Genomic DNA, 13,915 nt, shown 5'->3' with positions numbered 1-13,915 from the left:
AGCTCACATCTAATGGTTCGCGGTTTCACCGAGGACGGTCGCAAATTCCAGCATGCGGCGGCGGCGGAGGGCTGCCTCCTCTCCGACTTCGAGAATGACGGATTCGGACAGGCAATCGAGCAGCGCAATCAGCGGCGGAAGATTGTCGAGATCAGGGGCGCGTGCCGGCGGCAAGGACAGCATGACGTTTGACTGATCCGCCATCCAGTCTGCTTGCTGCGGCGAAATTAGCACGACCTTGTAGCCGTAGCGCCGCGCGGTTCTGGCAAGCAGCCGCGCCTTGGCGAAACGGCGGCAATCGATGATGACGAGCAAAGCGTCGTCCACGGCCTGCCGGGCGAAGAGTTCGGCAAAACGGTTGTCGGTGGCATCGAGCGTGCGGACGCCATCGCGGGCCTGCGTCAGCCGCTGGCAGAAGTGATTGGCAAGGCTTGCGAGCCGCGCATGGGTGGCGATCGATACTTCGCGGGCCGTGCTGATCAGGCGGACGGCTTCGGCCCAAAGCGGCTGCGCCGTCAGATGATAGATGTGATGCAGGGCCTGGATCTGCTCGGCAACCAGCACGGCAAGCGGCTTGCCCTCCGCGGCGTCCGCATGCAGCTCGCTCATGGCGCTCTGCAATTGCGCCGGCGATGTCGTCACGGTCTCGCGAATTTCCACTTTGACGCTGTCCAAACCCTGGTAGCCGAGCGCGCGCAGGAAGCGCCCAACGGTCATCGGCGAGAGGTCCAGCCTGTCGGCGACAGATGCTGCCGTCTCAAACGGCAGGTCGTTGAGGTGCTCGGAGAAATATTTCGCGATGCGACGCTCGGCCGGTGTGCCGCTTTTTACGTATTGCCTGAGTTTGTGCACAAAGTCTTCCACATCAGCCTCCCCGTATTTCCTCAGAGGCGTTCCGTGGATGCGCTAACGCGCCCCTTTGTCTTTGCAACTATTTTCGGAAGCTGCTTCTCAGGCTCGTATTTCTGCGTCCGATAATATTATATTCGTTCTAATATTGCGACAAGTTTCTATTAAAGCATGCAATTTTATTCTCTCTTGTCGGTAGCATTCGCCTTTCCTACATCTTCTGCGTAACCGGAGACGCTGAAGAAATGATTCTTGATGCCGCACGCCTTTCGCTCGCCAATCTGTTCGCGCCGGAGACACGCTCGGTCTTCTGGAAAGTGCTCGGCCTGACGCTTCTCGTCCTCGTCGGCCTCTGGTTCGCGCTACGCGGGGCCTTCATGGCCTTTCTCTTTCCCTGGCTCACCAGCTTCTTTCCCGAGATGCCGGACTGGGCGGGGTGGTTCGCGCTGGTTTTCGCGATCTTCGCCGGGATCGGCCTTGCGCTCGTGCTGGCGCTGCTGCTTTCGCCTGTGACGGCGCTGATCGCAGGCCTTTTCCTCGACGATGTCGCCGACGTTATCGAAAAACGTGACTATCCCGGCGACGCGCCGGGTGCCGCAATGCCGCTCGGCCCGGCGATGGCGAGCTCGATCAAATTTCTCGGGGTTGTGATCCTTGGCAATATCGTGGCGTTGTTGCTACTGTTCGTTCCCGGCGTCAATCTGGTCGCGTTCTTTCTGGTGAACGGCTACCTGCTCGGACGGGAATTCTTCGAATTCGCCGCCATGCGCTTCCGTCCGCCTCATGAGGCGCGGCTCTTCCGCACCAAACATGCGCCGACGGTCTTTCTCGGCGGGCTGGTGATCGCCCTCTTTCTGGCGATCCCGGTGGTCAACCTGCTGACGCCCCTCTTCGCGGCGGGTATGATGGTGCATCTGCACAAGCTGATTTCCGCAAAGGACGCCGGTTTCCGCGCCTGAGGCTCAGCCAGGTAATTCAGATGTCTCGTACATTGCCGCGAATTCGGCGCTCGGCGGGATCGGCTTGATGATGTCGATCAGCACGCCGTTCGGATCGGCGGTGATAAAATGCCGCTGGCCGAAATCCTCGTCGCGGATCTCCTGCAGGATCGGAAGGTTTGCGCTACGGCAAGCAGCGTAGACCGCATCGACATCGGCAACCTCGAAATTGAGGAGCAATCCGGACACTTTGCCCCGAGCCGCAGCCGGAATGGTTTCGTGGTTGCCATCGAGAACGGCGAGAGCGACATGCTTCTCCTCTTCCGACTGCAGATGTACGTACCAGTTGCTCTCGAACACTGCCCTGAAGCCGAAATGCGCGCAGTAGAAGCGGGCGGAACCGGCGACGTCGTCGGTCATGATGACAGGGTAATAGCTCGTCGATTTCATCCCTTTCCTCCTTGGATGCATACAGCCTGTATGTTTTTTGCTCTTAACATACAGGCTGTTTGTATGTAAATGGGAGAAATGAGCCGCAGCAATCGCCAAAGAACGGAACAGACAAAAAAGGCGCTGATCGATGCCGGACGACGCCTCTTCGTCGAAAAGGGGTATGCCGAAACGGCGACGCCGGAGATCGCAGCGGCGGCGGGTATGACGCGCGGAGCGCTCTATCATCATTTCGAGGACAAGAAGGCGCTGTTTCGCGCGGTCGTCGAAGCCGAGGCGCGCGCAGTTGCCGAAGCGATCGCGGCATCTTCGACACCCGATGATACGCCGCGCGACGCGCTGACTGCGGGCGCTGCGGCCTATTTCAATGCGATGATGGCAGAGGGCCGCACGCGGCTGCTGCTGATCGAAGCGCCCGCCGTTCTTGGTCTGGCGGCGACTCAGGCGATCGATGCTGACAATGCCGAAACGACCTTGCGGGCAGGACTTGCAGCCATGTTTCCGAGAGCCGGCGCTGCGCTCGAGCCTCTGGCATTGCTGCTATCGGCGGCCTTCGACCGCGCTGCGCTGGCGATCGAAGCGGGTGCCGAACGGCGGAGTTACGAGCAGGCAATCGCTGCTTTACTCGACGGCCTCGCCAATCACCTGCGGCGGTAGCTCGACGAGTGGGGCCGGCACGTCCGAGCTCTTCTCCGACGATTTGCAAATGTCGGCGATGACGCAGCACTCGCATTCGGGTCGGCGTGCCTTGCAGGCGTAGCGCCCGTGGAGGATCAGCCAGTGATGGGCGTGATAGAGGTAGTGTTTCGGCACCACTTTCATCAATCGCGCTTCGACTTCATCCGGTGTCTTGCCGGGAGCAAGCCTGATGCGATTGGCGATCCGGAAGATGTGCGTGTCGACGGCCATGGTGGCCTGGCCAAAGGCCATGGACAGCACGACATTGGCAGTTTTGCGGCCGACGCCAGGCAGGCGAACCAGTTCCTCACGCGTTTCCGGCACCTTGCCGGCGAAGTCGTCGACCAGCATTTGCGAGAGCGCGATGACGTTTTTCGCCTTGTTGCGGTAAAGGCCGATCGTCTTGATGTAATTGCGAAGCTTGTCCTCGCCGAGATCGAGCATTTTCTGCGGCGTATCGGCCACCTTGAAGAGCGCCCGCGTCGCCTTGTTGACACCGGCATCGGTGGCCTGGGCGGAGAGAGCCACCGCCACGACAAGGGTGAAAGGGTTGGTGTGCTCCAGCTCGCCCCGCGGCTCGGGCCGCTGCACCGAAAAGCGACGGAAGATTTCCTCGCGTTCAGCCGGCGAATAGGCGGTTTTGACCGCCGCCGCCGGTTTGCGGCGGGTGATCATGTTCGTGCCTTGCGGCAGGGATTTGAGTTTCGGATTCGCCATAGAAACTCTATACTCAGCGGTCATGATGGAAAGCAACGCCAACAGCTCCAACGAGCAGCCTGTTTTCGCCGCCGAGCTCTTCCCCCACCGGTCGCTCGGCCGCCGGGGCTTCAAGGTGCTGCTCATTCTGTCCGGCGCCGTATGCTTCCTCTACGGGATGTTCTTCATCGCCAGCGGCGCCTGGCCGATCGGCTTCTTCTTCGGATTGGATTTCGCGCTTCTTTACGGCGCCTTCTGGCTGAATTACCGCTCCGGACGGGTGCGCGAACAGGTCACCGTGTCGCGCACGGACGTATCGGTGCGCAAGGTTGCCCCATCGGGGCGGATCGTGGAGCATCATTTCAACCCGTTCTGGGCGCGGTTCCTCGTCCGAAGGCACCAGGAGATCGGCATCCTCTCCATGCATATTTTCGGCGAGGGCCGGCGCACGGATATCGGCTCCTTCCTCAATCCTGACGACCGCGAAAGTTTCGCCAAGGCCTTCAAAGGCGCGCTCGCCACGGTCAAACAGCGTATCTGAGCCTATAGGCGAGCGCGCAAGAATCGGGTGGTTTACGCTCCGCCTATTGATTATCTCCTTGTTACAAGGAGAAAGACCATGGATATGATTGCGAACCTGCAGACCGACATCACGCCTGACGGCCCTGATTATGATATCGTCCGTCGGGTCATCGAACTCATCACCGAGGATTATCGCGATCAGCCGTCGCTGGAGGCGATCGCCGCTAGGCTCAACCAGTCGCCGACGCAATTGCAGAAGACCTTCACCCGCTGGGCTGGCCTCTCGCCGAAAGGTTTCCTGCAGGCGGTGACGCTCGACCACGCCAAGCGGCTGCTGCGCAAGGAAGACATGCCGTTGCTCGAGACGTCGATCGAAGTCGGCCTCTCCGGGCCAAGCCGCCTGCACGACCTTTTCGTGACCCATGAGGCGATGTCACCTGGCGAATGGAAGGCAAAAGGCGGCGGCCTCTCCATCCGCTACGGCTTCCACATCTGCCCCTTCGGCGTGGCGCTGATCATGGTGACCGATCGCGGTCTTGCCGGCCTTGCCTTCAGCGATTCCGGCGGTGAAAGGGCTTGCCTCGAGGACATGACCGGCCGCTGGCCGAATGCCGAATACATCGAAGACCTGCAGGCGACGATGCCCTATGCCGCCCGCATCTTCCAACCCGGAAAATGGTCTTCCGAGCAGCCGCTCCGCGTCGTACTGATCGGCACGGACTTCCAGGTGCGCGTCTGGCAGAGCCTCATGAAGATACCGTTCGGCAAGGCGGTCACCTATTCCGACATCGCCAACGATATCGGCCGGCCGACGGCGCAGCGCGCTGTCGGCGCGGCGGTGGGCGCAAATCCGATCTCCTTCGTGGTGCCTTGCCACCGGGCGCTCGGCAAGAACGGGGCGTTGACGGGTTACCACTGGGGCCTCACACGCAAACGGGCGATGCTCGGCTGGGAATCGGCGCATGCGTAAAGCATGCCTTGCTAAAAAGCACGGCATGAGGCGCGGCAAGCCGACCTGAAAGATCACGGCGCGCTTCAGGCCTGTTCGGCCAGATCAAGCAATGCTCGCGCCGCACCTTCATCGGTGATCAGCGTATTGCAGCCGATGCGCTTGATCGTGGCGCGGATGGCGGTGGCCCGGTGGGCGCCGCCGGAGGAAAGCACGATGTGCTTGGCCTCTTTCAACATATCGAGGTCGACGGACATCACGCGCTGGTTGATCGAGTGGTCGACCGAATTGCCGTCCCTGTCGAGGAAGTTGAACATGGTGTCGCAGACGCAGCCGGCATTGATCAGCTCGCGCAACTCGGCCTTCGATATCCAGCCTTCCGATAGCGAGGTCGAGTGCGGCCCGATATCACCGCAGCTGACGATCGCGAGATCGAGGTTCTCGGCGAGACGGTAAATCGTGTCCAACCCGCATTTGTCGATCAGATTGCGTTTGGTTTCGATGGAATCGACGAGAAGCGGCGCCAGGAACATGTAACATTCGGCGCCGAGCTGATTGGCCAGCCGCCAGGTGTAATCGATCGGGTTCGTCTGGTGCACGGCAACGATGCCGCCGAGCAGCGAAACGACCTTGCAATTGGCGCGGCGTGGCGGCCGGAAGCTCGCCAGCGAAGCGGTCATGGTGCGGCCCCAGCCGACGCCGATTGTATAGTCGTCGGGGATGGCTTCGGAGAGGAACTGGCCAAGCGCCAAGCCGACATTCTTTGCCAGCGAATCGACATCGCAATGAACCGGCGCAGGCACGACGATCGCCTCGTCAAGGCCATAGGCGCGCTCCAGCTTGACGGACTGCTCGACGCATTCGCCGATCGAATCGTTGATCCAGATCTGGACTTCGCTGCGTTTCATCGACTCGTCGAGCAGGCGGATCACCGTTGTCCGGCTGATGCCGAGCTGTTCGGCGACGTCTTTCTGGGTCAGGCCTTCATTGTAATAGAGCCATGCGGCCCTCAGCCGCAGCGAGGACGCTTCCGAATAGGCGGTATGGGTGCCGCGTTTGAGCTTGACCACGTCTCCTCCCGCAGGATTTTCGCCTAAGTCCCTTGTGGGACGAAAGGCTGCGCCTGTGCGTTTGTCGCCGGGATAATGACGGGTGTGACACTTATGTCAATCGGAATGCACAAATGTCCTTGACTTTTCCTTGCGCGAACGGCGATAGTCCTCGCGACACGAAGTCGTCCCTGTCCCGTTCGAGGAGGACATAGTGCGGGCATGCCGAAAGTCACGATCGGTCTCCGAGCCGCAGGCGACCCCGCTTGTGTTCGAGGAGCCGTTCGACTGCATCAGGAACATGGCCAGTGTGCTTCACGTTTATGAATCATCCGTGACGGTTGCGCCTGTCCTTCACCGCTGGATGCAGGCCGTTTGTCCCCAGATCACCTTTGCCGGGCGGAACGCGCCGGCCCCGCAGCCCAAGTTCAACAAGGATTATTGACCATGACATCCAAGCTTGACCAACTTCGCGAGATTACCACCGTCGTCGCGGATACCGGCGACATCGAGGCTGTCGCGCGCCTGAAGCCTGTGGATTGCACGACCAATCCGAGCATCGTGCTGAAGGCATTGGGTACGCCGATGTTTGCCGACGCCATCAAGGAAGCCGTCGCCTGGGGCAAGAAGCAGGGCGGCAATCCGGAAGCGGTCTCCTCGGCCGTCGCCGATCGCCTCGCGATATCCGTCGGCGCCGCGCTGGTGAAGCTCGTCCCGGGCCGCGTCTCGACCGAGGTCGACGCCGATCTCTCCTTCGATACCGAGGCTTCGCTTGCCAAGGCACGTTCGATCATCGCCGCCTACAAGGACCGCGGCATCGATCGGGACCGCATCCTCATCAAGCTCGCTTCCACCTGGGAAGGCATTCGTGCCGCGGAAGTGCTGCAGAAGGAAGGCATCGACTGCAATCTGACGCTTCTGTTCAGCAAGGCCCAGGCGATTGCTTGCGCCGATGCCAAGGTGTTCCTGATCTCCCCCTTCGTCGGCCGCATCCTCGACTGGTACAAGAAGTCGACCGGCAAGGACTACACCGCCGAGGAAGATCCGGGCGTCATCTCCGTTCGCGAGATCTACAATTACTACAAGGCGAACGATATCAAGACGATCGTCATGGGTGCCTCCTTCCGCAACGCCGGCGAAATCGAAGCCCTTGCCGGCTGCGACCGGCTGACCATCAGCCCGGCGCTGCTCGACGAACTTTCCAAGGATGACGGCAAACTGGAGCGCAAGCTCTCGCCGGAAAGCCGCAAACCCGATGCCAAGGTCTCGGTCGACGAAAAGACCTTCCGCTGGATGATGAACGAGGACGCGATGGCGACGGAAAAGCTCGCCGAAGGCATCCGCGCCTTCGCCAAAGACCTGACGACGCTGCGCACCATGGTGCAGAAGGAACTGCAGCTCGCCGCCGCGTGATAGAGCACCTCAAGGATCGAAGGCGCGGATGCCGGCTGGCAACCGCGCCTTTTTCATGCTCTTATCAATGACATATGCTGTCGGAGACCGATATGGCGGAGGAGGAACCGGCAAGTTCGCCTGTGGCACTTGCACTTGCCCGCAAGCACGCAAGCTTCATCATCGCCGCTGTTGCTGGACTGGTGGTCTTCTTGGCTGTCACCTCGCGGGAGGTCAGCGCCGGCAATATCCTGTTCGGCTGGAATATCAGCGCCATTGTTTTTGTCGCGCTCAGCTGGCGCAAGATGCTGCGGGCGACGGTCGAAACGATCCGGAAACGCTCCGCCGATCTCGATTTTTCGGATACCGTTTTGCTGTCCCTTTCGATCGGCGCTGCGCTTGCGAGCATCGCCGGCATCGGCACCGAGCTTCATTCGATCAAGGAGGCGCCACCTGACGTCGCGCTGACGCGGGCGGGTGCCGCGGTGCTGACGATCCTGATCTCCTGGATTTTTCTGCATACGCTTTTCACCATCCACTATGCCCATTACTTTTATGGCGGGGCGGACGAAGAGAGCGGCCTCAAATTTCCCGACGGAATCGAAGAGCCCGGCTATTGGGACTTCCTCTATTTCTCCTTCACCATCGGCGTTGCCGCGCAGACCGCGGATGTCGGGGTCAGTTCGACCAGCATGCGCAAGCTAACATTGCTGCATGCCGTGCTGTCGTTCCTGTTCAACACGACGATCCTGGCGCTGGCGATCAATGTCGGCGCAAGCCTGCTTTAACCCCTTGCCGCCTTCCTGAAGAGCGCCTCGAACTCGGCCAGATCGCCGGCGGCGACATCTGAAATCGCTGAGAAAACGAGCCCGCCATCCGACCATTGCTCCATATTGTAGCCGTCATGCACGGCTGTCGTCTCTGCGGCCGATCCTGCGGGCCAAACGAACAGGTTGATGACATGGCCGTGGCGCCGATAGACGAGGGCCGCAACGGCGCGACCACCGAGATAGTCGACCCGACCGCCGATCAGTGGAAAGCCGTCCTTGGATAGGTCGCTGACCGGCGGTGAAAAATCGAGCTTGCCGTTGAACCACGGTTTTACCGTATGCTGATCCGAGGTCAGCACGTCGGTCAGATGGTCGGCCATCATCGACCTGATATGGCTTGAAAGGATCTGTTCCTGCAGAAGCGCGGTCTGAGACGGTGCGTTGACGAACAGGAAGGCGCCGACCGTCAATGCCGCGAGTGAAGGAACGAAGCTCCATTGCCGGAAGAAAACCAGGGCGCGGCGCCATCCGGCCACCCGGCGTGGCAACGGCAGGCCGGATGTTGTCGCCTGTTCAAACGACAGCATCGACAGGACATGTGAACGCAGCGCTTCGGGCGGCCGCCATTTGACGCCATCTTGATCGATGATCTCTCTCACGGCCTGAACCCTTTCCACCTCCGCTCTGCAATCCGTACAGGCAGCAAGATGATCCTCGAATTGTGCCGCGTGGTCTGAATCGAGTTCGCCATCGACAAAGCCATGCAGCATGACACGCCATTCCGGGCAGCCTTTTTGGTGCGTGTCGCTCATCCTGCAATCTCGCCTTTGTCGCATGCGTGCCAGGCTTCACCAAATTCATGCCGCGCCCTTGCAAGCCTCGACATGACAGTGCCGATCGGCGCGTCGATGATTTCGGCGATCTGCCGGTAGGAGAGATCCTCAAGCTCCCGCAAGACGAGGATTTCCCGCATTGCCTCGGGGAGCCGACTAATGACAGCGCGCACGCGCTGCTGTTCACTTCGCCGGATCGTCGCCGCCTCTGGCGAATCCTCCTCCGAGGCGATCTCGTTCTCACCTGTTTCATCGTCGTCGCCATCACTCAGATGCCGCTCGAACCGCGCCTTGCGGCGATCCTGCTGGCGCCAGGCATGGCAACAGTTTCTCACGATGGCAAAGAGCCAGGCGCGCGGATCGCCATCGCGATAGCTATCGAAGTTGCGGAAGGCACGCAGGAATGCATCCTGGACGATATCTTGCGCCGCATCCGCGTCGCGGCTGAGGAAGCGGGCAAAATTATAGGCAGCGTCAAGGTGCGGAACGATCAAGTTCTGAAAGCGCTGCATGAGTTCACGCTGCGCGCTCACATCGGCCGCCGAAGCAACCTGCTCGCCCCTCGACTTTTCCGAGACCATAGGGTGGAACAACCGCGCTGCGCTGTCGAGAAGCAAGGCCAGCGGCGATGGTCGAAGACGGTCCTTCCAATGTCGCCACGCCAACGGCAACCACTCGTTTGATCCGATGGGATTGGTGATCTGAGCGTCTGTCATCATCCTCCCCTGCCTCAATAGTAGCCGAATTTAAAAGCGAGATCCTCAGGCATGGAGTGCGGTCCCTTGCCGTCTAGACCGACCGGCACGCGGTTTTATTCCAACCGAAGCCAATTTATTGGCACGTGGCCGGACAGCCGGCCGGGGCGATAGAAATGACGATGTCTTTTCAAGCGCTTGAACAAACGACGCTCGAGATCGGGAATAAGCGCGTCCGGCTGGCGATCTAGTTCATCAGCGAGGGAATCCGAATAATTGCGGTCTTCGCCAGCTGAAATCTCATCGACAAGAGGAGGCATATCCATGTTTAACATGTCACGTCGCGCCGTCCTTGGATCGGCTGCCGCGGCAGCTGCATTCGGGCTGTCGTCGAAGCTCGAATTCGTCGGGCCGGCGCTCGCCGCAACAACGCTGGAGCCGACCGTCGGCTTCTACAAATATCAGGTCGGCGATGTCGAGGTCACGGCGGTCTACGACGGAATCTGGAAAAAACCGCATGACCCGACCTTCATCAAGAATGCCTCGATCGAGGATACCAAGGAAGCGCTTTTCAAGGCAGGGCTTACGACCGAATTCATGCCGATCCCGCTGACGGTGGTCGTCCTGAAACTCGGCAACCGGCTGATCATGATGGACGCCGGCTCGGGCGTCGGTCAATGGCAGGCAAATGCCACACACCTGCCGGCGAATATGGCAGCCGCCGGAATCGATTATAAGAGGATCGACACGATCATGCTCTCGCATTTCCACCCGGATCACGTCTGGGGATTGATGGAAAAGGGAACGAACGATCCCGTCTTTCCGAACGCCGAACTCATCGTCAATGCCATCGAATATAACTGGTGGACGGAGCCCGGCCGGGTCGAGAAGCTTGCCGAAGGCCGCAGGCCGGCCGGCAAGCGCATCGCCGAGGTCTTTCCGAAATGGAAGAACTGGAAACTGGTGGACGAGGGTGCCGAGGTTGCGCCCGGCGTTCGGCTTCTTGCTGCGCCAGGCCATACACCGGGTCATTCGACCTATCTTGTCGCCTCCGGCAGCAAGCAACTGCTTGTCTCGGCCGATATCATGTACGTGCCGGCGCTGCTTGCGCCGCACCCCGACTGGCAGGGCAGTTATGATCAGGATGGGCCGGCGGCCATCGACACCCGCCGCCGTCTCATCGACCGCATCATTGCCGACAATATCGCCATTTGCGGCTCGCATTTCCCCTTCCCCGGCTCGGGCACCTTCGTCAAGGACGGAAGCGCCTATGGCTTTACGCCGACAGTCCAGGCCTGAAAGGCCGAATGGAGATCATCATGATGAAATATCTCATTCTCGGATTCATCTGGCTCTGCGCCATATCCGCGGGCTTCTCCGCGGTGACGGCGCTTCCCGCTTTTGCTGTCGATAATATGGAATCGACGGACGCTCCCGATTTGACGTCGGTACGCGCCAAGATCGATGCCAAGGATTATGCCGGCGCCCTGGCGGAGCTTCGCGGTCTTGCCGAAGACAATCAACAGGCAGATGTCTATAATCTTATGGGGTATACGCTGCGCAAGACCGGCGACTACAGATCGTCGCTGACCTACTACACCAAAGCACTTGAGCTTCAACCCGATCACAAGGCTGCGCGTGAATATCTCGGCGAGCTCTTTGCCGAAACGGGCGAGATGGCGAAGGCGGAGGAGCAGCTATCATCGCTGAAGCAACTTTGCCCAAGCGGCTGCGAAGAACTCGAAGACCTGCAAAAGGCCATCGCTGCCAAGGGTGGCAACTGACGAGTCCATGAACGTGAGAACGGGCGGCCAAGCCGCCTGTTCTCTGCAAATCGGAGGGTGTAATGGATAGCGCCGCAAGCCGGTCTCAACTGGCCGATTTCATTCTTCTCCTGGGCAGGCTGCTCCTGTCGCTGATCTTCCTGCATGAAGGTTCGGTGCTCGCATCAGATATCAGCGCGACCGTCGACACTTTCGCAAAACTGGGGCTTGCCACGCCGGTTGCATTTGCTGTCATAGCACTTCAGCTCGGCGCCGGCCTTTCCATTGCCGCGGGTTTCCTCAGCCGGCTTGGCGCGTTAGCGCTGGCCTTCTTCTGCCTGGCGACCGCCTTGATGTTTCACACGAATCTTGACAGCCAGAATGAGCTCCTGCATTTCGAGAAGGATCTGGCGATTGCCGGCGGCATGTTCGTCCTGGTGGCTTCGGGGGCGGGGTCGATATCGATCGACAACCTGCTGAGAAAGCGGGGTAGCAGCCTTCATCCCTGGCTGAGGGCGATGATGTAGCCAATTGGCTGCAAGCTTTTGCGCGCCATGAACATTCCGCGGCTCCGAGCCGCGGAATTGCTCCGGCTTGTGCGGTGCTCGGTTACAAGACCGCCTGGCCGGCCATCAACGCCAGAACCAGGAAGATCAGGAAAATCACCAGCGCGATACCGAAGAGCACGCGGGCGATGGTCGCTGTGGCGGCGGAAACGCCGGAGAAGCCAAAGAAGCCGGCGATGATCGAAATAACGAAGAATATCAGAGCCCATTTCAGCATGACACATCATCCTTTGCGTTTGCCTGAGAAGACGCGGCAACCGGGAAATTGTTCCACTACGCGCGAAATCGGATGATGTTCTCTGCCATTGGCTTCTATAATCCTGCCGGTTTCACCGTCAGCCATGATTGATCATCACGTGACGCACGGCGGTATAATCCTCCAGCGCATAGACCGACATGTCCTTGCCGTAGCCCGACTGTTTGAGGCCGCCATGCGGCATCTCGTTGACCAGCATGAAATGGGTGTTGATCCAGGTGCAGCCATATTGCAGGCGGGCGGCGGTCTTCATGCCGCGGCCGATATCCCTGGTCCAGACCGAGGAGGCGAGGCCGTAATCGCTGTCGTTCGCCCAGGCGATGGCATCATCGGCGTCGGAGAAGCGGGTGACCGAGACGACCGGGCCGAAGACCTCACGACGGACGATCTCGTCGTCCTGCAGGGCGCCTGATATGACGGTCGGGGTGAAGAAGAAGCCCTTGTCGCCGGAGACCTTGCCGCCGGTGGTGATTTCCATGTGCTTGTGCTCGGAAGCGCGGGCGACGAAGCTTTCGACGCGGTCACGCTGGCGCCTGGAGATCAGCGGACCGATCTCGTTTTCGGTATCGTCGGCCTGGTTGAAGCGGATGCTTGAGACGGCCGAAGAGAGATCTGCGACGAAATTGTCGTAGACCTTGGCGTCAGCATAGATGCGGCAGGCCGCGGTGCAGTCCTGACCGGCATTGTAATAGCCGAAGGTGCGGATGCCGGCGACGACGGCATCGATGTCGGCGTCGTCGAAGACGATAACTGGGGCCTTGCCGCCGAGTTCCAGATGAGTACGCTTCACGGTCTTGGCGGCGGCCTGCAGCACCTTCTTGCCGGTGGCGACATCGCCTGTTATCGAGACCATGTTGACCTTCGCATGGTTGATCAGCGCATTGCCGACGCTTTCGCCGCGGCCGAGGATGACATTGACGACGCCTTCGGGCAGGATGTCGGAAAGCAGCTTCGCCATCTTCAGCGCGGTCAGCGGCGTCTGCTCCGACGGCTTGAAGACGACGGTATTGCCGCCGGCGATTGCCGGCGCCAGCTTCCATGCCATCATCATCAACGGATAGTTCCACGGCGCGATCGAGCCGACGATGCCGATTGGATCACGGCGGATCATCGAGGTGTGGCCGGGCAGGTATTCGCCCGCGGCCGGTCCGTGCAGGTTGCGCACTGCCCCCGCGAAGAAGCGGTAACAATCGACGATCGCCGGGATTTCATCGTTCAGCACTGAATTGATCGGCTTGCCGCAGTTCAGCGCTTCCAGCGCGGCGAAACCGGCGGCATCCTTCTCGATAGCGTCGGCGATCTTCAGCAGGTAACTCGAGCGTTCGGAAGGCGTCGTCTGCGACCAGCTCTTGAAGGCTTTTTCGGCGGCATCGACGGCGGCATCGACCTGGGAGAGCGAGGCTTCGGGAAGGTCGGTGACCGTCTCGCCAGTTTTCGGGTTCAGGATGTGCTCTTCCGTCTCCGTGCCTTTTTCGAAGCGGGAACCGATCAACATTTGCGTATCCATGA

At 60.2% G+C, this 13,915-nt stretch carries 17 protein-coding genes; 9 read left to right on the top strand and 8 right to left on the bottom strand.

Annotation, left to right across the window (positions count from 1 at the left end; genetic code table 11):
- Positions 1 to 9: 9 nt before the first annotated feature.
- The gene (locus NL154_RS18715) at positions 10 to 864 is read right to left on the bottom strand and encodes a MurR/RpiR family transcriptional regulator (protein ID WP_011426888.1); all 855 of its coding nucleotides are present in this window, start codon (positions 862 to 864) and stop codon (positions 10 to 12) included.
- Positions 865 to 1,094: 230 nt separating this feature from the next.
- Between NL154_RS18715 and NL154_RS18710 the strand changes: the two genes are divergently transcribed.
- The gene (locus tag NL154_RS18710) at positions 1,095 to 1,808 is read left to right on the top strand and encodes a sulfate transporter family protein (RefSeq protein ID WP_210629752.1); all 714 of its coding nucleotides are present in this window, start codon (positions 1,095 to 1,097) and stop codon (positions 1,806 to 1,808) included.
- A gap of 3 nt (positions 1,809 to 1,811) precedes the next feature.
- Here NL154_RS18710 and NL154_RS18705 read toward each other — a convergent pair whose 3' ends face one another.
- A complete protein-coding gene (locus NL154_RS18705) occupies positions 1,812 to 2,237 on the bottom strand; it encodes a VOC family protein (RefSeq protein WP_210629753.1) in 426 nt (141 codons plus the stop codon).
- Between the two features lie 78 nt (positions 2,238 to 2,315).
- On the opposite strand from NL154_RS18705, the gene NL154_RS18700 reads away from it, so the two are divergent.
- Positions 2,316 to 2,894, top strand: a complete 579-nt coding sequence (locus NL154_RS18700) for a TetR family transcriptional regulator (protein ID WP_210629754.1) — start codon at positions 2,316 to 2,318, stop codon at positions 2,892 to 2,894.
- Here the strand turns inward: NL154_RS18700 and nth are convergent.
- A complete protein-coding gene (gene nth, locus NL154_RS18695; protein ID WP_434733177.1) occupies positions 2,859 to 3,656 on the bottom strand; it encodes an endonuclease III in 798 nt (265 codons plus the stop codon). The two genes, NL154_RS18700 and nth, sit on opposite strands and share 36 nt — an antisense overlap.
- On the opposite strand from nth, the gene NL154_RS18690 reads away from it, so the two are divergent.
- The gene (locus NL154_RS18690) at positions 3,655 to 4,152 is read left to right on the top strand and encodes a DUF2244 domain-containing protein (RefSeq protein WP_210629756.1); all 498 of its coding nucleotides are present in this window, start codon (positions 3,655 to 3,657) and stop codon (positions 4,150 to 4,152) included. The genes nth and NL154_RS18690 overlap by 2 nt on opposite strands.
- Positions 4,153 to 4,230: 78 nt before the next feature.
- Positions 4,231 to 5,103 (top strand): methylated-DNA--[protein]-cysteine S-methyltransferase, encoded by an 873-nt coding sequence (locus tag NL154_RS18685; protein ID WP_210629757.1) that lies wholly within the window; start codon positions 4,231 to 4,233, stop codon positions 5,101 to 5,103.
- A gap of 65 nt (positions 5,104 to 5,168) precedes the next feature.
- Here NL154_RS18685 and NL154_RS18680 read toward each other — a convergent pair whose 3' ends face one another.
- The gene (locus tag NL154_RS18680; RefSeq protein ID WP_434733176.1) at positions 5,169 to 6,152 is read right to left on the bottom strand and encodes a sugar-binding transcriptional regulator; all 984 of its coding nucleotides are present in this window, start codon (positions 6,150 to 6,152) and stop codon (positions 5,169 to 5,171) included.
- Positions 6,153 to 6,578: 426 nt separating this feature from the next.
- Between NL154_RS18680 and tal the strand changes: the two genes are divergently transcribed.
- Together tal and NL154_RS18670 are read left to right on the top strand one after the other, a co-directional pair.
- The gene (tal, locus tag NL154_RS18675; RefSeq protein WP_210629759.1) at positions 6,579 to 7,544 is read left to right on the top strand and encodes a transaldolase; all 966 of its coding nucleotides are present in this window, start codon (positions 6,579 to 6,581) and stop codon (positions 7,542 to 7,544) included.
- Positions 7,545 to 7,636: 92 nt separating this feature from the next.
- Entirely contained in the window at positions 7,637 to 8,311 is a 675-nt protein-coding gene (locus NL154_RS18670; protein WP_210629760.1) for a DUF1345 domain-containing protein, read from the top strand.
- Here NL154_RS18670 and NL154_RS18665 read toward each other — a convergent pair.
- Positions 8,308 to 9,105, bottom strand: a complete 798-nt coding sequence (locus NL154_RS18665; RefSeq protein WP_434733175.1) for an anti-sigma factor family protein — start codon at positions 9,103 to 9,105, stop codon at positions 8,308 to 8,310. The two genes, NL154_RS18670 and NL154_RS18665, sit on opposite strands and share 4 nt — an antisense overlap.
- Positions 9,102 to 9,845 (bottom strand): sigma-70 family RNA polymerase sigma factor, encoded by a 744-nt coding sequence (locus tag NL154_RS18660; protein ID WP_434733174.1) that lies wholly within the window; start codon positions 9,843 to 9,845, stop codon positions 9,102 to 9,104. Before NL154_RS18660 ends, NL154_RS18665 begins: the two co-directional genes overlap by 4 nt.
- Before the next feature lie 300 nt (positions 9,846 to 10,145).
- Between NL154_RS18660 and NL154_RS18655 the strand changes: the two genes are divergently transcribed.
- From NL154_RS18655 to NL154_RS18645, 3 genes are all read left to right on the top strand, one after another.
- A complete protein-coding gene (locus tag NL154_RS18655) occupies positions 10,146 to 11,120 on the top strand; it encodes an MBL fold metallo-hydrolase (protein ID WP_221122967.1) in 975 nt (324 codons plus the stop codon).
- 20 nt (positions 11,121 to 11,140) lie between these two features.
- Positions 11,141 to 11,605: a tetratricopeptide repeat protein gene (locus tag NL154_RS18650; protein WP_221122968.1), complete on the top strand. Its 465-nt coding sequence runs from the start codon at positions 11,141 to 11,143 to the stop codon at positions 11,603 to 11,605.
- A gap of 62 nt (positions 11,606 to 11,667) precedes the next feature.
- Entirely contained in the window at positions 11,668 to 12,111 is a 444-nt protein-coding gene (locus tag NL154_RS18645; protein ID WP_434733173.1) for a DoxX family protein, read from the top strand.
- Positions 12,112 to 12,193: 82 nt separating this feature from the next.
- Here the strand turns inward: NL154_RS18645 and NL154_RS18640 are convergent, their stop codons facing one another.
- Together NL154_RS18640 and NL154_RS18635 are read right to left on the bottom strand one after the other, a co-directional pair.
- The gene (locus NL154_RS18640) at positions 12,194 to 12,367 is read right to left on the bottom strand and encodes a DUF1328 domain-containing protein (protein ID WP_004678026.1); all 174 of its coding nucleotides are present in this window, start codon (positions 12,365 to 12,367) and stop codon (positions 12,194 to 12,196) included.
- Positions 12,368 to 12,485: 118 nt separating this feature from the next.
- The gene (locus NL154_RS18635) at positions 12,486 to 13,913 is read right to left on the bottom strand and encodes a gamma-aminobutyraldehyde dehydrogenase (RefSeq protein ID WP_434733172.1); all 1,428 of its coding nucleotides are present in this window, start codon (positions 13,911 to 13,913) and stop codon (positions 12,486 to 12,488) included.
- Positions 13,914 to 13,915 lie beyond the last annotated feature (2 nt).

Origin of the sequence: Rhizobium sp. YTUHZ044 (genome assembly GCF_051123975.1) — a bacterium.
Lineage (GTDB): Bacteria > Pseudomonadota > Alphaproteobacteria > Rhizobiales > Rhizobiaceae > Rhizobium.
The sequence above is the reverse complement of the archived record's forward strand: the minus strand, read 5'-3'. Positions and strand labels throughout refer to the sequence as shown.

Bases quoted from the DNA above. Each gene is read 5' to 3' on its own strand.
- NL154_RS18710 (WP_210629752.1), top strand. From the start codon at position 1,095: ATGATTCTTGATGCCGCACGCCTTTCGCTCGCCAATCTGTTCGCGCCG.
- NL154_RS18705 (WP_210629753.1), bottom strand. From the start codon at position 2,237: ATGAAATCGACGAGCTATTACCCTGTCATCATGACCGACGACGTCGCC.
- NL154_RS18700 (WP_210629754.1), top strand. From the start codon at position 2,316: ATGAGCCGCAGCAATCGCCAAAGAACGGAACAGACAAAAAAGGCGCTG.
- NL154_RS18690 (WP_210629756.1), top strand. From the start codon at position 3,655: ATGATGGAAAGCAACGCCAACAGCTCCAACGAGCAGCCTGTTTTCGCC.
- nth (WP_434733177.1), bottom strand. From the start codon at position 3,656: ATGACCGCTGAGTATAGAGTTTCTATGGCGAATCCGAAACTCAAATCC.
- NL154_RS18685 (WP_210629757.1), top strand. From the start codon at position 4,231: ATGGATATGATTGCGAACCTGCAGACCGACATCACGCCTGACGGCCCT.
- tal (WP_210629759.1), top strand. From the start codon at position 6,579: ATGACATCCAAGCTTGACCAACTTCGCGAGATTACCACCGTCGTCGCG.
- NL154_RS18670 (WP_210629760.1), top strand. From the start codon at position 7,637: ATGGCGGAGGAGGAACCGGCAAGTTCGCCTGTGGCACTTGCACTTGCC.
- NL154_RS18665 (WP_434733175.1), bottom strand. From the start codon at position 9,105: ATGAGCGACACGCACCAAAAAGGCTGCCCGGAATGGCGTGTCATGCTG.
- NL154_RS18660 (WP_434733174.1), bottom strand. From the start codon at position 9,845: ATGATGACAGACGCTCAGATCACCAATCCCATCGGATCAAACGAGTGG.
- NL154_RS18655 (WP_221122967.1), top strand. From the start codon at position 10,146: ATGTTTAACATGTCACGTCGCGCCGTCCTTGGATCGGCTGCCGCGGCA.
- NL154_RS18650 (WP_221122968.1), top strand. From the start codon at position 11,141: ATGATGAAATATCTCATTCTCGGATTCATCTGGCTCTGCGCCATATCC.
- NL154_RS18645 (WP_434733173.1), top strand. From the start codon at position 11,668: ATGGATAGCGCCGCAAGCCGGTCTCAACTGGCCGATTTCATTCTTCTC.
- NL154_RS18640 (WP_004678026.1), bottom strand. From the start codon at position 12,367: ATGCTGAAATGGGCTCTGATATTCTTCGTTATTTCGATCATCGCCGGC.
- NL154_RS18635 (WP_434733172.1), bottom strand. From the start codon at position 13,913: ATGGATACGCAAATGTTGATCGGTTCCCGCTTCGAAAAAGGCACGGAG.